Annotated in this window: 11 protein-coding genes; 6 read left to right on the top strand and 5 right to left on the bottom strand. The window is 61.1% G+C overall.

All coding sequences use genetic code 11. The features are described from left to right. Positions 1 to 38 precede the first annotated feature (38 nt). Positions 39 to 290 (top strand): type II toxin-antitoxin system Phd/YefM family antitoxin, encoded by a 252-nt coding sequence (locus tag GA0061102_RS28875; RefSeq protein WP_092855619.1) that lies wholly within the window; start codon positions 39 to 41, stop codon positions 288 to 290. 2 nt (positions 291 to 292) lie between these two features. Beyond that, positions 293 to 733, top strand: coding sequence for a PIN domain-containing protein (locus tag GA0061102_RS28870; RefSeq protein WP_092855617.1), 441 nt, complete (start codon positions 293 to 295; stop codon positions 731 to 733). Positions 734 to 837: 104 nt separating this feature from the next. Here GA0061102_RS28870 and xdhC read toward each other — a convergent pair whose 3' ends face one another. Genes xdhC through uraH form a run of 4 tightly spaced genes read right to left on the bottom strand, consistent with a single transcriptional unit; the run spans position 838 to position 5,903 of the window. Then, on the bottom strand, positions 838 to 1,686 hold the full coding sequence (xdhC, locus tag GA0061102_RS28865; protein WP_092855615.1) for a xanthine dehydrogenase accessory protein XdhC: 849 nt from the start codon (positions 1,684 to 1,686) through the stop codon (positions 838 to 840). Positions 1,687 to 1,690: 4 nt separating this feature from the next. Next, the gene (gene xdhB, locus GA0061102_RS28860) at positions 1,691 to 4,045 is read right to left on the bottom strand and encodes a xanthine dehydrogenase molybdopterin binding subunit (RefSeq protein ID WP_092855613.1); all 2,355 of its coding nucleotides are present in this window, start codon (positions 4,043 to 4,045) and stop codon (positions 1,691 to 1,693) included. Positions 4,046 to 4,049: 4 nt separating this feature from the next. Beyond that, positions 4,050 to 5,534, bottom strand: a complete 1,485-nt coding sequence (gene xdhA / locus GA0061102_RS28855) for a xanthine dehydrogenase small subunit (protein ID WP_092855611.1) — start codon at positions 5,532 to 5,534, stop codon at positions 4,050 to 4,052. Between the two features lie 3 nt (positions 5,535 to 5,537). Next, positions 5,538 to 5,903 carry a hydroxyisourate hydrolase gene (gene uraH, locus GA0061102_RS28850; RefSeq protein WP_092855609.1) on the bottom strand — a complete coding sequence of 122 codons (366 nt, stop codon included), beginning with the start codon at positions 5,901 to 5,903 and terminating at the stop codon, positions 5,538 to 5,540. 160 nt (positions 5,904 to 6,063) lie between these two features. Between uraH and puuE the strand changes: the two genes are divergently transcribed. Continuing rightward, positions 6,064 to 7,521 (top strand): allantoinase PuuE, encoded by a 1,458-nt coding sequence (gene puuE, locus GA0061102_RS28845; RefSeq protein ID WP_092855607.1) that lies wholly within the window; start codon positions 6,064 to 6,066, stop codon positions 7,519 to 7,521. A 45-nt stretch (positions 7,522 to 7,566) separates the two neighbouring features. Then, positions 7,567 to 8,052: an ureidoglycolate lyase gene (locus GA0061102_RS28840; RefSeq protein WP_092855606.1), complete on the top strand. Its 486-nt coding sequence runs from the start codon at positions 7,567 to 7,569 to the stop codon at positions 8,050 to 8,052. A gap of 283 nt (positions 8,053 to 8,335) precedes the next feature. On the opposite strand, the gene GA0061102_RS28835 is transcribed toward GA0061102_RS28840, so the two are convergent. Further along, positions 8,336 to 9,628, bottom strand: a complete 1,293-nt coding sequence (locus GA0061102_RS28835; RefSeq protein WP_037154445.1) for an NCS2 family permease — start codon at positions 9,626 to 9,628, stop codon at positions 8,336 to 8,338. 945 nt (positions 9,629 to 10,573) lie between these two features. On the opposite strand from GA0061102_RS28835, the gene GA0061102_RS33720 reads away from it, so the two are divergent. Then, positions 10,574 to 10,957, top strand: a complete 384-nt coding sequence (locus tag GA0061102_RS33720) for a hypothetical protein (RefSeq protein WP_245298172.1) — start codon at positions 10,574 to 10,576, stop codon at positions 10,955 to 10,957. A gap of 928 nt (positions 10,958 to 11,885) precedes the next feature. Beyond that, positions 11,886 to 15,436 (top strand): beta strand repeat-containing protein (locus tag GA0061102_RS28825; protein WP_092855602.1); only part of this gene is annotated, 3,551 nt, incomplete at its 3' end.

The raw sequence follows: 15,436 nt of genomic DNA, 5'->3' as shown, positions 1-15,436 counted from the left end.
ATCATATATGACTATCGGTAGTCATATGGAGAGGTGACATGAAGGAAATCCAGCTCAAGGATGCGAAGGCGACGCTTTCCGCTGTGGTCGATCAAGCCGTGGCCGGTGAGCCGACCATTATCACCCGCCATGGCCGGAAGGAAGCCGTGCTGGTTTCCTTCGAAGAATGGGAGCGGGTTTCCAGGGTGCCGGACTTCGCCGATCTGCTTTTGGCCTTTCCCGGCGAGACGGCAGATATTCCCGAACGATCGCGAAAGCCCGCCCGTGCATTGCGTGAAAACGGCTTCTGATCTTGTATCTTCTGGACACCAATATTGTGTCGGCCGATGCGCCGACCAAGCGCCATGTCGGCGTTGACGCATTCGCGGTCTGGATGCGTGCGAATAGTGACCGGCTTTATCTTTCGGCAATCACTATTGCCGAGATCGAGGCAGGTATCGCCCGAGCAGCAAGAATCGGAGCGACGACGAAAGCGGAGCACCTGCGCCGCTGGCTCGCGGCGGTGGAACATTTCTATGCCGGCCGTATCCTGCTGTTCGGAATTGAAGAGGCGAGACACGCTGGCCTGATGCTTGACCGGGCGCGTGCTCACGATCCTGGCTTTGAGGACATTGCCATTGCCGCGACTGCTGCTGCGCACGGCCTCACTGTTCTGACGACCAATGAGCGCCATTTCGAGCGGCTTGGCGTACCCCTCGCGAATCCCCTGAAGCAGCTACCCATTATCCAATAGCGGCCTTTGCCGTGATTGGCTGCCCGGCAGCCAGCCAAATTTCGACAGCCCTCGTAGGACTGCGGTACCCGTAGGCAAAGATGTCGAGATCATTTCGGAAGCTTTTAGCGGCTGACGGTTCCTGCTAACCTTGCCCGATCTGCCGCCCAGGTTAGCGCCGCCGTCATGATCTCGGCAGCAGCAAGCGTCGCGATGACGGTTGGACGCTTGTCTTTCACCGCCGTTCCGCCGATCGGGCAGATGAGGCGATCGAAAAGGTCCCCGTGGCCGGTTTCGCGCGAGAGCCAGTTGCGGAAAGTGGCCCGTTTGGTCTTGGAGCCGATCATGCCGACATAGGCGGCATCCGCGCGCTTGAGCGCCTCGGCGGCGATGAGGAAATCGAGCGCGTGATCATGGGTGAGGATCACAAAGCTGCTGCCGGCCGGCGCGTCGCGCACAACGGCCTCGGGCATGGCCGTCAGGCAGGTCTCGATGCGCGGCATGGCGCAGGCGGTCAGTTCATCTTCGCGCGTATCCACCAGCACGACGCGCAACGGCGCGAGCGAAAGCGCCATGGCCAGCGCATCGCCGACATGGCCCGCTCCGAAAACATAGACATGCGGACGTGCGGCCATTTCGCGATCACTGCGGGCGACCAGCTTGTTCGCAAGCTCAGGATTGAGCGCCGTAAAGGCAAGCCCAACCCGACCGCCGCAGCATTGGCCGATCTCGGGGCCGAGCGGCACATTCATCGGCTCGGCAGCGAGGCCGGAGCGCAAGGCCCGGCGTGCCTGGTCGATTGCCATATATTCGAGCTGGCCGCCGCCGATGGTCGCAAAGATCGCTCGGTCCGACACCAGCATCCAGGCATCGGTATCGCGTGGCGCCGAGCCCGCGACGCCCGTTACCTCGACGAGGATCGACGCCGGTTCGCGGCGCAGAAAATCCCGGATATCTTCACGGGCGGCAGGCATGCACTCACTCCTTTTGCGCCGCTTTCAGACGCTCGATGGCCATAAGCACCCGCTCGGGCGTTGCCGGCGCATCGAGCCGTGGGCAGATCTTGTGGTCGGCGACGCTTGCGACCGCATCCGAAAGCGCGTGCAAGACGGCAAGGCCGAGCGGCAGCGGCGGCTCGCCGACCGCCTTGGAACGATGGATCGTCGGCTCATAGGCCTCCGACCAGTCGGTCAGTGCCACATTGAAAATCTTCGGGCGGTCAGATGCAAGAGGGATCTTGTAGGTCGAGGGTGCGTGCGTTCTGAGCCGCCCTTTGCCGTCCCACCAGAGTTCTTCCGTCGTCAGCCAGCCCATGCCCTGGATGAATCCGCCTTCGATCTGCCCGATGTCGATAGCTTTGTTCAGCGAACGGCCGGTATCGTGCAGAATATCCGTGCGTTCGACCACATATTCGCCGGTCAGCGTGTCGATGGATACCTCCGAGCACGCCGCCCCGTAGGCATAGTAGTAGAAGGCATGGCCGCGCCCCGCCTTGCGGTCCCAATGGATCTTTGGCGTCTTGTAAAAGCCGGCGGCCGAGAGCTGGACGCGGGCCATATAGGCCTTCTTGATGAGATCGGAGAAGGGCATCTCGCTATCGCCGATCCGCACGCGGTTGGGCAGGAACACCACCTGTTCGCGCGGCACCTGATGGCTTTCCGCTGCAAAGGCGATCAGCCGGTCCTTGATCTGGCGTGCGGCGTTCTGCGCCGCCATGCCGTTCAGATCCGCACCCGAGGAAGCGGCGGTCGGCGAAGTATTCGGCACCTTGGCTGTCGTCGTCGCTGTGATCTTCACGCGGTCGAGATCGATCTGGAATTCTTCCGCCACGACCTGCGCCACCTTCAGATGCAGGCCTTGCCCCATCTCGGTGCCGCCATGGTTCATATGCACGGAGCCGTCGTTATAGATATGGACCAGTGCGCCGGCCTGGTTCGACTCGGTCTTTGTGAAGGAAATGCCGAATTTCACCGGGGTGAGCGCGATGCCGCGCTTGACGATGCGGCTCGTTGCGTTGAACTCTGAAATGGCCTGGCGACGCCCGGCATAATCGGCACTTTCCTCCAGCTCGGCCACGATGCGCTGAATGATGCAGTCTTCTACCTTTTGGTGATAGGGGGTGACGTTGCGCTCGCCCTTGACGCCCATCGCGTCGTAGAAATTCAGCTTGCGGATTTCGAGCGGATCCTTGCCGACGGCAAAGGCCACCTCATCGATCACGCGCTCGGCGCCTACCATGCCCTGAGGACCGCCGAAGCCGCGAAAGGCAGTGTTGGAGACGGTGTTGGTGTAGAGCGGCGCTGACTTCGCATGAACATGCGGAAAGAAATAGGCATTGTCGCAGTGAAACAGCGCGCGATCGCCGACCGGACCGGAAAGGTCGGCGGAGAAGCCAGCGCGCAGCGCGAAGGTGTAGTCCACGGCAAGGATGCGTCCCTCGTCGTCGAAGCCGACATCGTAGTCGATGGCGAAATCATGCCGCTTGCCGGTGGCGACCATGTCTTCGTCGCGGTCGAGGCGGATCTTGACGGCGCGCTTCAGCTTCTTGGCGGCGATGGCTGCGATCGCGGCACATTGGTTCGCCTGCGTTTCCTTCCCGCCGAAGCCGCCGCCCATGCGGCGAACCTCGATCGTCACGGCATTGCTCGGCACGCCAAGCGCATGGGCGACCATATGCTGCGTCTCGCTCGGGCCCTGTGTCGAACAATAGACGATGACTTCATCGTCCTCGCCGGGGACGGCAAGCGAGACCTGGCCTTCGAGATAGAAATGGTCCTGGCCGCCGAGCCGCATACGGCCTTTCACACGGCGCGGCGCGCTCTGAAGACCAGCGGCCGCGTCGCCACGCTTCAGCGTCAATGGCGTGACGACTTGGCGATGGGTCGACACGTCGAGATCCCAGATGTCGATATCGGCCGGCAGTTCCTCAAATTCGATCTTTGCCAGCCGTGCGGCGCGGCGGGCCTGCTCGCGCGTTTCGGCGATCACGCAGAAGATCGGCTGACCATGAAATTCGACCTTGCCGGCAGCAAGCACCGGGTCGTCATTCATGTAGGAGGGGGAGATGTCGTTGACGCCAGGCACGTCCTCATGGGTCAGGACCGTGACGACGCCGGGCGCAGCACGTACGGCGGAGAGGTCGATGGATTTCAGGACGCCATGCGCCACGGTCGACAAGCCAAGTCCTGCATGCAACGTGCCGGTCGGTTCGGTAATGTCGTCGATATAAACGGCTGCGCCGGAGACATGCTTGTGAGCGGAATCATGACGAGGGCTGGAATGAACGCCGCCAATGATGGTTTCGGCCCTGAGATCTGATGTGTGCTTGTTCATGGGTTCACGCGGCCTCGTATCTGGACACCTGAGCCGGTGCCGCATGGGATGTCGTTTCCAGGTAGAAACGAAGCAGAAGGTTCTTCGCAGCCAGTGCACGATATTCCGCAGTGGCGCGCATATCGGTCAGCGGCGAATAATCCTCGGCGTATTTCTCCATCGCCACCTCTACCGTCTGTTCGTTCCAGGGTTGGCCGAGCAATGCCTTTTCGACGGCGAAGGCCCGTTTCGGCGTTGCGGCCATGCCGCCATAAGCGATCCGGACCTCGGCGACCGTGCCATCAAGAGCAAGCGTCAGGCGGAAGGCGCCGAGCGTCGCCGTGATATCCTCGTCACGGCGCTTCGTTACCTTGTAAATGGCGAATTTTTCGCCTGACGTCGGAACTGGAATATGCACGGCTTCGACGAATTCGCCAGGTTGGCGATCCTGCTTGCCATAGGCGATGAAGAAGTCTTCAAGCGCAATGGTGCGCCGGACGGCGCCCCTGCGCAAGGTCAGCGACGCACCGAGTGCGATCAGCGCCGGCGGTGTGTCGCCGATCGGCGAGCCGTTGGCGATATTGCCGCCAATCGTGCCCATGTTGCGCACCTGCTGGCCGCCGATGCGAGCAATTAGCGGACCAAGCGCTGGAATATGCTGCGATAGCGTGGCGATCGCTTCCGAATAGGTGACGCCGGCGCCGATAGTGATGACGCCGTCTGTTACCGCAATCGACTTCAGCTCCTGCAGCCCGCCGATGAAGACCACCGGCGTGATGTCGCGCATGTGTTTGGTGACCCAGAGGCCGACATCGGTGGAGCCGGCCACCACGGTTGCGGTTGGCGACGCGTCTAAAACGGCCGCGAAATCATCGAGGCTCGCCGGTACGATCAGCCGATGGCGGCCTTCGCCGATTTCGACGCGCGCACCGTCGCTAACAGCCTTCAGCCGCTCGATCATCGTTTCGCGCTCGACAAGCAGCGGATCGTTTTGCGTACCGCCATAGCTGGAAATGGAGCGGGCGGCCCGCAGGATCGGCTCGTAGCCGGTGCAGCGACAGAGATTCCCCTGAAGCGCCGTTTCGATTTGCTGGTCTGTCGGGTTCGGTGTCTGCATCCATAGCCCATAGAGCGACATGACGAAGCCCGGGGTGCAGAAGCCGCATTGCGAACCATGAAAGTCGACCATGGCCTGCTGTACCGGATGCAGGCGATCGTCGCTGCCCGCCAGATGCTCGACGGTGACGACATGGCAGCCATCCAACGAGCCGAGAAAGCGAATGCAGGCGTTGACCCCTTCATAGACGAGGCCGCCTGTTGGCGTCAGACGACCAACCAGCACCGTGCAGGCGCCGCAGTCTCCTTCGGCGCAACCTTCCTTTGTACCCTTCAGCGAACGGGAGAGCCGCAGCCAGTCGAGCAGCGTCTGGTCTGGCGCGACGTCGTTCAGAGCAACATCTTCGCCATTCAAAATGAAACGCAGTTCGGAACGAATTGTCGTGACCGTCATCGTTCAGCTCCCGCGATAGGTGGAATAGCTGTAGGGCGAGAGGAGCAGCGGTACGTGGTAATGCGTGCTCTCGTCAGCAAGGCCGAAGCGGATCGGAATGACATCGAGAAACATCGGGCCATCGGCGGGCCGACCGAGATAGTCGCCGGCATGGAAGCGCAGCTCGTAGGTGCCGGCCTTCATGGTTTCGCCTGATAGCAGCGGCGCGTCGCAGCGCCCGTCGTCATTGGTCTCGGTAGACTTGAGGAGATGCAGCGCATCGCCATCGATCCGGTAGAGATCGATGCGCAGGCCCTCGGCGGGCTTGCCGAGCGCGGTATCCAATACATGGGTCGTGAGCCGGCCGGCTCCTGGCGAATGAGACTGCATGTTTTTCTCCCGAACCTAGCATTCCTGCCTCCACTATCCGCCAAGCCCATTCCCCTGAGAAGCAGCGGTATCGTTCGAGACTTTCAAAATTTCCAAGGGGAATAGCGCGCGCGATTTACGGTTAGAAATTTGTCATCGAAGACATTTGGAGGAGTGTTTCATGCGATATTGCCGTGACATGCACGGGTATGGCCAGACGCCGCCGGCGGCGCAATGGCCGGGCGCCGCGCGCGTCGCCGTACAATTCGTCCTGAATTACGAAGAAGGCGGCGAGAATTGTGTGCTGCACGGCGACGCGGCCTCGGAGGCCTTTCTTTCGGAAATCGTCGGTGCAGCGCAATGGCCAGGTCAGCGCCACTGGAACATGGAATCGATCTACGAATATGGCGCCCGCGCCGGCTTCTGGCGGCTCCACCGGCTGTTCACCGAAAAGCAGCTTCCCGTCACCGTCTATGGTGTCGCGACCGCGCTGCAGCGATCGCCGGCGCAGGTCGCCGCCATGCTGGAAGCCGGATGGGAAGTTGCCTCGCACGGCCTCAAATGGGTCGAGCACAAGGATATGGGGCCGGAGGAAGAGCGGGCGGCGATCGCCGAGGCTGTCCGCCTGCACACCCTCGTCACCGGCGAGCGGCCGCGTGGCTGGTATACCGGTCGCTGTTCAGTCAACACCGTCGATCTGGTGACGGAAGCCGGCGGCTTCGATTACGTCTCCGACACCTATGCCGACGATCTTCCATACTGGTACGAGCATGGTGGCCGCCAACAGCTGATCATTCCCTATACGCTCGATGCCAACGACATGCGTTTCGCGACGCCGCAGGGTTTTAACAGCGGCGACCAGTTCTTCAGCTATCTGAAGGATTCCTTCGATGCGCTCTATGCGGAAGGTGCCGCCGGCAGTCCGAAGATGATGAGCATCGGCCTGCATTGCCGTTTGATCGGACGGCCAGGCCGCGTCATGGCGCTAGCCCGCTTCATCGACTACGTCCAGAGCCATGAAAAGGTCTGGATCGCGCGCCGCGTCGATATCGCCGAACATTGGGCAAAGACCCACCCGCCGCAGCCGGTCACGGAGCGGCCCTCGCAGATGCCGGAAGCAGACTTTGTCGAGCGCTTCGGCGGTATTTTCGAGCACTCGCCGTGGATCGCGCAGCGCACCTTCGCCGGTGAACTTTCGCCCGCAAACGACACCGCAATCGGCCTCCATGCGGCGCTAACCTTCCAGTTTCGCGCAGCGAGCGAGGAGGAGCGGCTGGGTGTGCTCGTCGCCCACCCGGATCTTGCCGGGAAATTGGCGCAAGCCAAACGCCTGACCGCGAGCTCGACGGAAGAGCAGGCATCGGCTGGCCTCGATGCGCTGACGGACGATGAGCGTGCCTGCTTCACCGACCTCAACAGCCGTTACGTCGAGAAATTCGGGTTTCCCTTCATCATCGCCGTGCGCGACCACTCGAAGTCGGGGATCCTCACTGCGTTCGAAACCCGGATGAAAAACGACCGTGACGCCGAATTCGCCACTGCCTGCCGCCAAGTGGAGCGGATCGCGTTTCTGCGGCTTGCCGCCATGTTTCCTGATGGAGAAGGCCGGCGTGCGCGCGATCAACCGACGGCCGCATGAATGTCGAATGCCCGCACTGAAGCAACAGAGATGAGGAGAGCGTGAATGAAAGTGATCGAGATTCAGCCGTTGACGAACGCCGCCTTCTTTCCCTTCGGCGATGTGATCGAAATGGAAGGGGCGTATAACTACCCCATCAATGCCGGAAAATGCGTCCGTTATCATGATCTGGCGAAGATCGAGACAACGGGCGAGAAGGCACGCGCGATGATCAGCCTGCTGCGCGGCGAGCCTTACATGCTGCCGCTTGAGCTGCGGATGGTCGAACGGCATCCCCTCGGCAGCCAGGCCTTCATACCGCTGACGGACTACCCATTCCTGGTCGTCGTCGCCAAGGAGACGGCGAATGGGCCGGCCGAGCCTTTGGCCTTCCGCACGAAGCCGGGGCAGGGCGTCAATATCGGCCGCAATGTCTGGCATGGCATCCTCACCCCGCTCGATGGTCCCTCCGATTTTGCCGTGGTCGATCGCGGCGGCGAGGGCGTAAACCTCGAAGAGCATTTCTTTGAGGAGCCGTTCCTGATCCGCTGATCGGAGCAGGCAAGAACTCAGATGATGACAGGGGCGCCGCGGTTGCGGCGCCCCTTTTTGTGGGCAGGTCTCTCTCATTCCAGATTGAAAATGCCGAGCAATAAGCCTGCTGGCCGTGTTTCTCCGCGGCTCTCGAGACGCTGCGCTGCGGTAGAGGACCCTTAGTTAGCGGCCACGGCGAGCTTCGAATGCAATCGGAAACGGCGTCCATAATGGTCTCCAAATGCAAAGGAGCCGGGCCATCCCGTCGGATGGCCCGGCTCCTTGAAATGCGCTGCTGCCTTTAGTCTGCGAAGAAGGCGAAGCGGACGATGAACAGGGCCGCAACGATCTGCGTCGCCACATGAAGTGTCGACCAGCGGCCGGTGAAAACCTTCAGGACGACATAGCTGATGAAACCGAAGGCAAGACCATTGGCGATCGAGTAGGTGAACGGCATGGCAAGCGCCGTGAGCGCTGCCGGTGCTGCCTCGGTCAAATCATCCCATTCGATTTCCGTCAGCTCACGCATCATAAGGCCGGCGACGTAGAGCAGAGCCGGAGCGGTTGCATAAGCGGGAACGGATGCCGCGAGCGGAGAAAAGAAGAGCGCCGCAATGAAGAGCACGGCAATCGTCAGCGCCGTCAGACCCGTCCGACCGCCCGCCTGAACGCCCGAAGCACTCTCGACATAGGCCGTGGTGCTGCTGGTGCCCATCAGTGAGCCGGCAACAATGGCAGCGCTGTCAGCAAGCAGAGCCCGGCTCAAGCGGCTTGGCTTGCCTTCCTCGAGCAGTTTCGCCCGCTTGGCGACGCCGATCAGCGTTCCCGTTGCGTCGAAGACCTCGACGAGCACGAAGACGAGGATGATGTGTACCAGACCGCCGTGGAGAGCCCCAACGATATCAAGCTGCAGAAAGGTCGGCATGATCGAAGGCGGAGCCGAAACGATGCCATGGAACTGGCTGACGCCGAAGATCCAGGAGAGAACGGTAACGGCAAGAATGCCGATCAGGATCGAGCCCTTTACCTTCATCGCATCGAGAACAGCGATGACGAAGAAGCCGAAGATTGCGAGGAGGGGACCGGTCTGCTTCAGATCCCCGAGGCCGATGAGCGTCGCCTTGTTGGCAACGACGATGCCGGCGCTCTTCAGTGCAATGATTGCCAGAAAAAGACCGATACCGGCAGCGATCGCGCTTCTAAGCGAGCGCGGAATGCCGGCAATCAGCCAGCTGCGTACGCCGGTGACCGTCAACAGAACGAAGATGGAGCCGGAAATGAAGACGGCACCGAGCGCCTGCTGCCAGGTAAAGCCGAGTGCGGCGACGACGGTGAAGGCGAAGAAGGCGTTGAGCCCCATGCCCGGCGCCATGCCGATCGGCCAATTGGCGACAACGCCCATGATGATCGAGCCCAATGCCGCTGCGAGACAGGTAGCAACAAAGATGGCATTCCGGTCCATACCCGTGGTCGACAGAATGTCCGGATTGACGAAGATGATGTAGGACATCGTCAGAAACGTCGTCACGCCTGCGATGAGCTCGGTGCGCACGGACGTGCCGTGCTCACTCAATTTGAAAATTCGTTCAAGCATTGTTCCTCCCAAAGCGTTCCCGACGCTCGTAAAATCATGGGGCTTGCCAGCATCTCCTCCGATGCGGGCCGCGAGAAGCGACTATGAGCGCTTCGTAGCGAGGGTGGATTGTGCGCTTTTAATGGGTTTGGACGCTAGAGCCGGATTTCCCTGCAATTCGCGAAAGACATTCTCATTTTTCAAGCTATTTCTGTGCGAATTGCTTCTGATCTCGGGGTGATCGGCTTGCAGCAAAAAGCCGCTGTTCCGCTCAGGGTGCATGTCCGATGCCGCCGATAAGGCAAGAATGATATGAGCCATATTTATAGCTGCGCTGTGACAAAGCCAAACCATTTTCGGCCGGATAGCGAAACTGTAACTGCGTCCGCCTCTGGTTTCCATGCTCGATCCGATTGATGACCTTTTCCATATTTCAAGCCACCATTTTCGATCAGCCCATCAACGAAGTCGGGCCCGCGAATATATCTGCTTCGTGTCGCAAGCGATCATGCGAGCGCTAAAGGACTGAGTTTTGAATCTCAAGGCAACAACTATGGATAGGTTGAGGCCCCTAGAACAAATAACAATCGCGGGAATTGCCAATAAAAGGCAAGGAGAGATAAGATCTTGCCTTGCCAAGACTGCAAGTCATGGCTATGTCGCACTTGCAAGACCACAAGCCAGCCAAGCTGATCTTCCGCCAACTGCTGCCCGATACGGAGCGCACTCCCGAATAATATGGCTAAACATACAAAACCCTTCATTATCGAAATCAAGACCACTCGTCGAATGAAGACGAGACCGGCGGCGCAAACGAAATCGATCTGGGGCACGTTTGCTTCCGAGCTCAGGCAGGACTTGGCAGAGGGAGAGGAACCGTTGGTCGCTGCAACAGCTGACGCAGACTGTTCTGAGCCGTCGGATATCAGTCTAACAGCCACGGCCGAGGGCGATGAACCAGCAACCTTGTCGCCCAAATCCGACTTCATCGAGAAATGGGCTGCGAAAAGGGCGGAAAAGCCAAAGGCTGGCGCGGCGGATATCGTCGCACCATTCCTCATGCGGATCGAACGGCAAAAGGCATTGCTTGCCGAATTCGAGACCGATCCCGCCGGCTTCGCGAGCTGGCGTTCGGCATGGTTTCGCAAGGTAGCGGGCGGCTTCGGTATCAGCATCGGCCATGATCTGATCGATGCCGGCGGCGGCCTTCGCTATCTTGTCGTCGATACCCTTCGGGATGTCTGCGAGTTTCTCGACGACCTCGCTCACCATGCTCAGACCGATTCGGAATTTCAGCGCGCCTTGAGCGAGAATCGGCTGGTTCGTTCCAGCCGCAGGCTTGGCGTCTGAGCACTGCGAGCGACTCTCGTTGCTTTCCAACGCAAGTCGTCTCAACTGGATGCTTGCAGAGCAATATCTATTGCTCGTCGGTAGCCGCCTCATTCGACCTTGCAAACGGCAGATGCTTGTCGCGATCGTCCCGGTTCATTGCCTCTGCCTTGCGAAGGCGTATGGAGGGCGATCCAGGCAGCAGGATAAAGTGGCAAACGCGTAGGAATAGGCGACGGATTTCGACCGAGAAGCTGCCTCCCATCGCCGAAGCCAGCCGGCGGGAACCGGAAACGCTGGGGCGTTGAGTAGACGACTTCCCAAGGCCGCTCGATGTATTCCCCCTCCATTCAAATGTAAGCAATCCTTACTAATAGTTACTAAAAAAACACACACGCAGTGATTTAAAATTGCAAATGAAACTAGTATTTTCCAAGGCGGTTGTGCACCTATAAGCTGCTTTGGCGGATGGGGGAGAACGCCACGTGTGGCGGCAGCAGACTGTCCTGCAAAATTTTGTCTGTTCTTGACGCCTGCAGGATCCTACGTGAGCACTCGCCCTTGCCTTCCGACTATTCGTCCCTCCTTTCGCAAGGGGGCGAGCAAAACAAGCCGCGTTTCGAATTTAAAGCCGGTATTGGTTCTCGCGCTTATTTTGTTCGTGCTGCAGATCGCATTTGCGCCACGTTCGTTTGCCTCGTCAGGCTGCGATACGATCAATTCCTCCTGGAGTAGCGGGAGGACATTCTCCAACGGAGACTGGCTATTTCAGTCTGGCCTCGCGCTAAATGCCGGCGACAAGATCACTTATAATGTCACGACCACTGGAAGTACCAATGCGGATACGGATCCAAGCAGCGGATCGGGATTTGCCCTTTATACAAATAGCGGGGCCACTGGCGCAGCCATAATTGTTGAAAAATATGCGACTGTTAGTCACGAACTTAATTTGAGTAGCACCTATACTGCTGACCAGGCGTATACCGATTTCACCGTCTATGCCTGGTCGCAGGGAGCGACAGGCGCGGTTCATGCCACGGTCGCCTGCCAAAATGCACCGGGGACGATCACACTGCCGAGTTTTCCTGTGGTACAGGCAGACAGCACGACTGGCAGCCTGACCATGACTTTGTCGCAGGCGCCGAGCTCCGGCCTGACTGTGACCCCAACGGCAGCGGGGCTGACGTTTAACCCGCCTACGATTGCCTTTGGTGCGGGTGGTTCCAGCCAGACGTTTACAGTGACGGCAGGCGCCGGCGCGGCGCCTGGGCCGGCCACGATCAGCTACGCGTTGGGTGGTGCCGACGCTGCGCAATATACACCGCCGGCGAGTTCGTCGCTGACCGTTCTTGGCACCATTAGCCCGCCGGCATATCCAGTTCTGACGCAGGGCAGCACTTCCGCCACCCTGACGATGACGGCATCTGCCGCCGGTAACGTTACGCTGACACCGTCGGCGACTGGACTGACGTTTGCACCGACCACTCTGAATTTTTCAGGGGGAGCAACCCAGAGTTTCACGGTAACTGCCGCATCCAACGCCGGACCAGGGGCGATCGCGGTGAGCTATGCACTTTCTGGAGCGAGCGCCTCATTCTATGCCACTCCGCCGGCTGGATCGATCACTGTCAATAGGCCTGCTCCAACGATCAGTTCGATCTCGCCGTTGTCCGGTCCTGCGACAGGCGGCACGACGGTGACGATTACCGGCACGGACTTGACGGCAGCGACGGCCGTCACCTTCGGTGCGACGGCTGCGGCCGGTTTCACGGTCAATTCGGCAACGTCGATCACGGCGACGGCACCGGCGGGCACGGGGACGGTGGATGTCCGCGTGACGACACCAGGTGGCACGAGTGCGACATCTGCGGCCGATCAATTCACCTATATTGCCGCTCCGACGGTGACGGCGATCTCGCCGACGGCCGGCCCGACGGCGGGCGGCACGACCGTTACGCTGACGGGAACCGGCTTCAGCAATGCGACGGCCGTCACATTCGGAGCAACGGCTGCGACCGGTTTCACGGTCAATTCGGCAACGTCGATCACAGCGACCGCACCGGCGGGCACGGGGACGGTGGATGTCAGGGTGACCACCGTCGGCGGCACGAGTGCTGTATCCGCGGCCGATCAATTCACCTATGTGTCGGTTCCGACGGTAAGCTCGATCTCGCCGACGGCGGGCCCGGCGGCGGGCGGCACGAGCCTTACGCTGACGGGAACCGGCTTCAGCAATGCGACGGCCGTCACATTCGGAGCAACGGCTGCGACCGGTTTCACGGTCAATTCGGCAACGTCGATCACAGCGACCGCACCGGCGGGCACGGGGACGGTGGATGTCAGGGTGACCACCGTCGGCGGCACGAGTGCTGTATCCGCGGCCGATCAATTCACCTATGTGTCGGTTCCGACGGTAAGCTCGATCTCGCCGACGGCGGGCCCGGCGGCGGGCGGCACGAGCCTTACGCTGACCGGAACCGGCTTCAGCGGTGCAACATCGGTCACCTTCGGTGCAACGGCGGCGACCGGCTTCACGGTCAATTCGCCGACATCGATCACAGCAACTGTGCCGGCTGGCACGGGAACGGTCGACATTCGGGTGACGACAGCGGGCGGCACGAGTGCGACCTCGGCTGCCGATCAATATACCTATATCGCTGCACCGACCGTATCGAGCATTAGCCCGAACTCCGGCGCGACGGCGGGCGGCACCTCCGTCACCATCAGCGGGTCAAACCTGACCGGTGCGACGAGCGTGACCTTCGGCGGCACGGCAGCGTCGAGCTTTACCGTTGACAGCGCAACCTCGATCACCGCGACCGTGCCAGCCCATGCAGCCGGCGCGGCCGATGTCGCTATCACCACTGTTGGCGGCACGGGAACTCTGGTCGGCGGCTATACTTTCCTCAATCCCCCGGTCGCGGGCAATGTTTCGCTGACGGTTGCACCGAACTCGGCAAACAATTCGGTTCCCTTGAGCCTTTCGGGCGGCGCTGCGGCTTCCGTCGCGGTTGCGACCCAGCCGACGCATGGCACGGCGACCGCATCGGGATTGTCGATCACTTATACGCCGACGCCGGGCTATGCCGGCAGTGACAGCTTCACCTACACAGCGACCAATGCCGGCGGCACTTCGGCGCCGGCAACCGTCAGCATAACGGTGTCCGCCCCGACGATCGCGATCGGCCCGTCGACACTGTCTGCAGGGGCGGTTGCAACAGCCTATAGCCAGACGATCACGGCCTCGGGGGGGACCAGTTCCTATACCTATGCGGTGACGTCAGGTTCCCTGCCAGCCGGTCTGACGCTGTCGCCGACGAGCGGTCTCGTCTCGGGCACGCCGACGGCAGGGGGCACGTTCAACTTCATCGTCACCGCAACGGACAGTTCCACGGGCACAGGCCCCTTTACGGGCACCCAGGCCTACAGCCTGACCATTGCCGCGCCGACGATCTCGGTCAGCCCAACGACATTGTCTTCGGGCACGGTCGGGACCGTCTATAGCCAGACCATCACGGCCTCGGGCGGCACCAGCTCCTACACCTATGCCGTGACGGCGGGCGCACTGCCGGCCGGCTTGAGCCTGTCGACGGGTGGTTTGGTCTCGGGCACGCCGACGGCAGGAGGCAGTTTCAACGTCACGATTACGGCGACGGATAGCTCGACCGGAACGGGCGCGCCGTTCACCGGCTCCCAGGCCTATAATCTGACGATATCGGCACCGACGCTTGCGATTACGCCAGCAACGATTCCGACTGCTGCCCTCAACACGGTCTACAGCCAGATCGTCACGGCCTCGGGCGGGACGGCACCCTATCACTATGCGGTCACCGCCGGCGCTTTGCCGAGTGGCCTTGCTCTGTCGCCAGCAGGTACGATTGCCGGCACGCCAACCGTTGCCAGCACGTTCAACTTCACGATTACCGCGACCGACAGTTCGACCGGCACCGGGCCGTTTACGAACAGCAAGGCCTATAGCCTGGTCGTGACGGCCAATCCTCCGGTCGCCGGCAATGTCTCGGCGACGGTCGCACCGAACTCGACGAACAATGCGATCACCCCGAGCCTGTCGGGCGGCACGCCGACCTCCGTCGCAGTTGCGGTCCAGGCGGCGCATGGCACGGCAAGCGCATCGGGCACGGCGATCAGCTACACGCCGGCAGCAGGCTATGTCGGCGCCGACAGCTTTACCTATACGGCCACCAATGCCGACGGCACCTCGGCGCAGGCAACAGTCAGCGTGACGGTTTCCGCCCCGACGATCACGCTCGCCCCAGCAACGCTGCCGGCTGCGACCGTTGCCACTGCCTACAGCCAGACCCTTACGGCTTCGGGCGGAACCGCTCCCTATAGCCAGGCGGTCACCGCCGGTGCCCTGCCGGCCGGCCTGACGCTGTCGACCGGCGGCGTGCTCTCCGGCACGCCGACGGCATCCGGGACATTCAACTTCACCGTCACCGCGACCGACAGTTCGACCGGCTCGGGGCCATTCACGGGGTC

The sequence above is a fragment of the Martinezella miluonensis genome, assembly GCF_900094545.1.
Taxonomy (GTDB): Bacteria; Pseudomonadota; Alphaproteobacteria; order Rhizobiales; family Rhizobiaceae; genus Rhizobium; species Rhizobium miluonense.
Note: the sequence above shows the minus strand (reverse complement) of the source record. Positions and strands in the feature narration are given on the sequence as shown.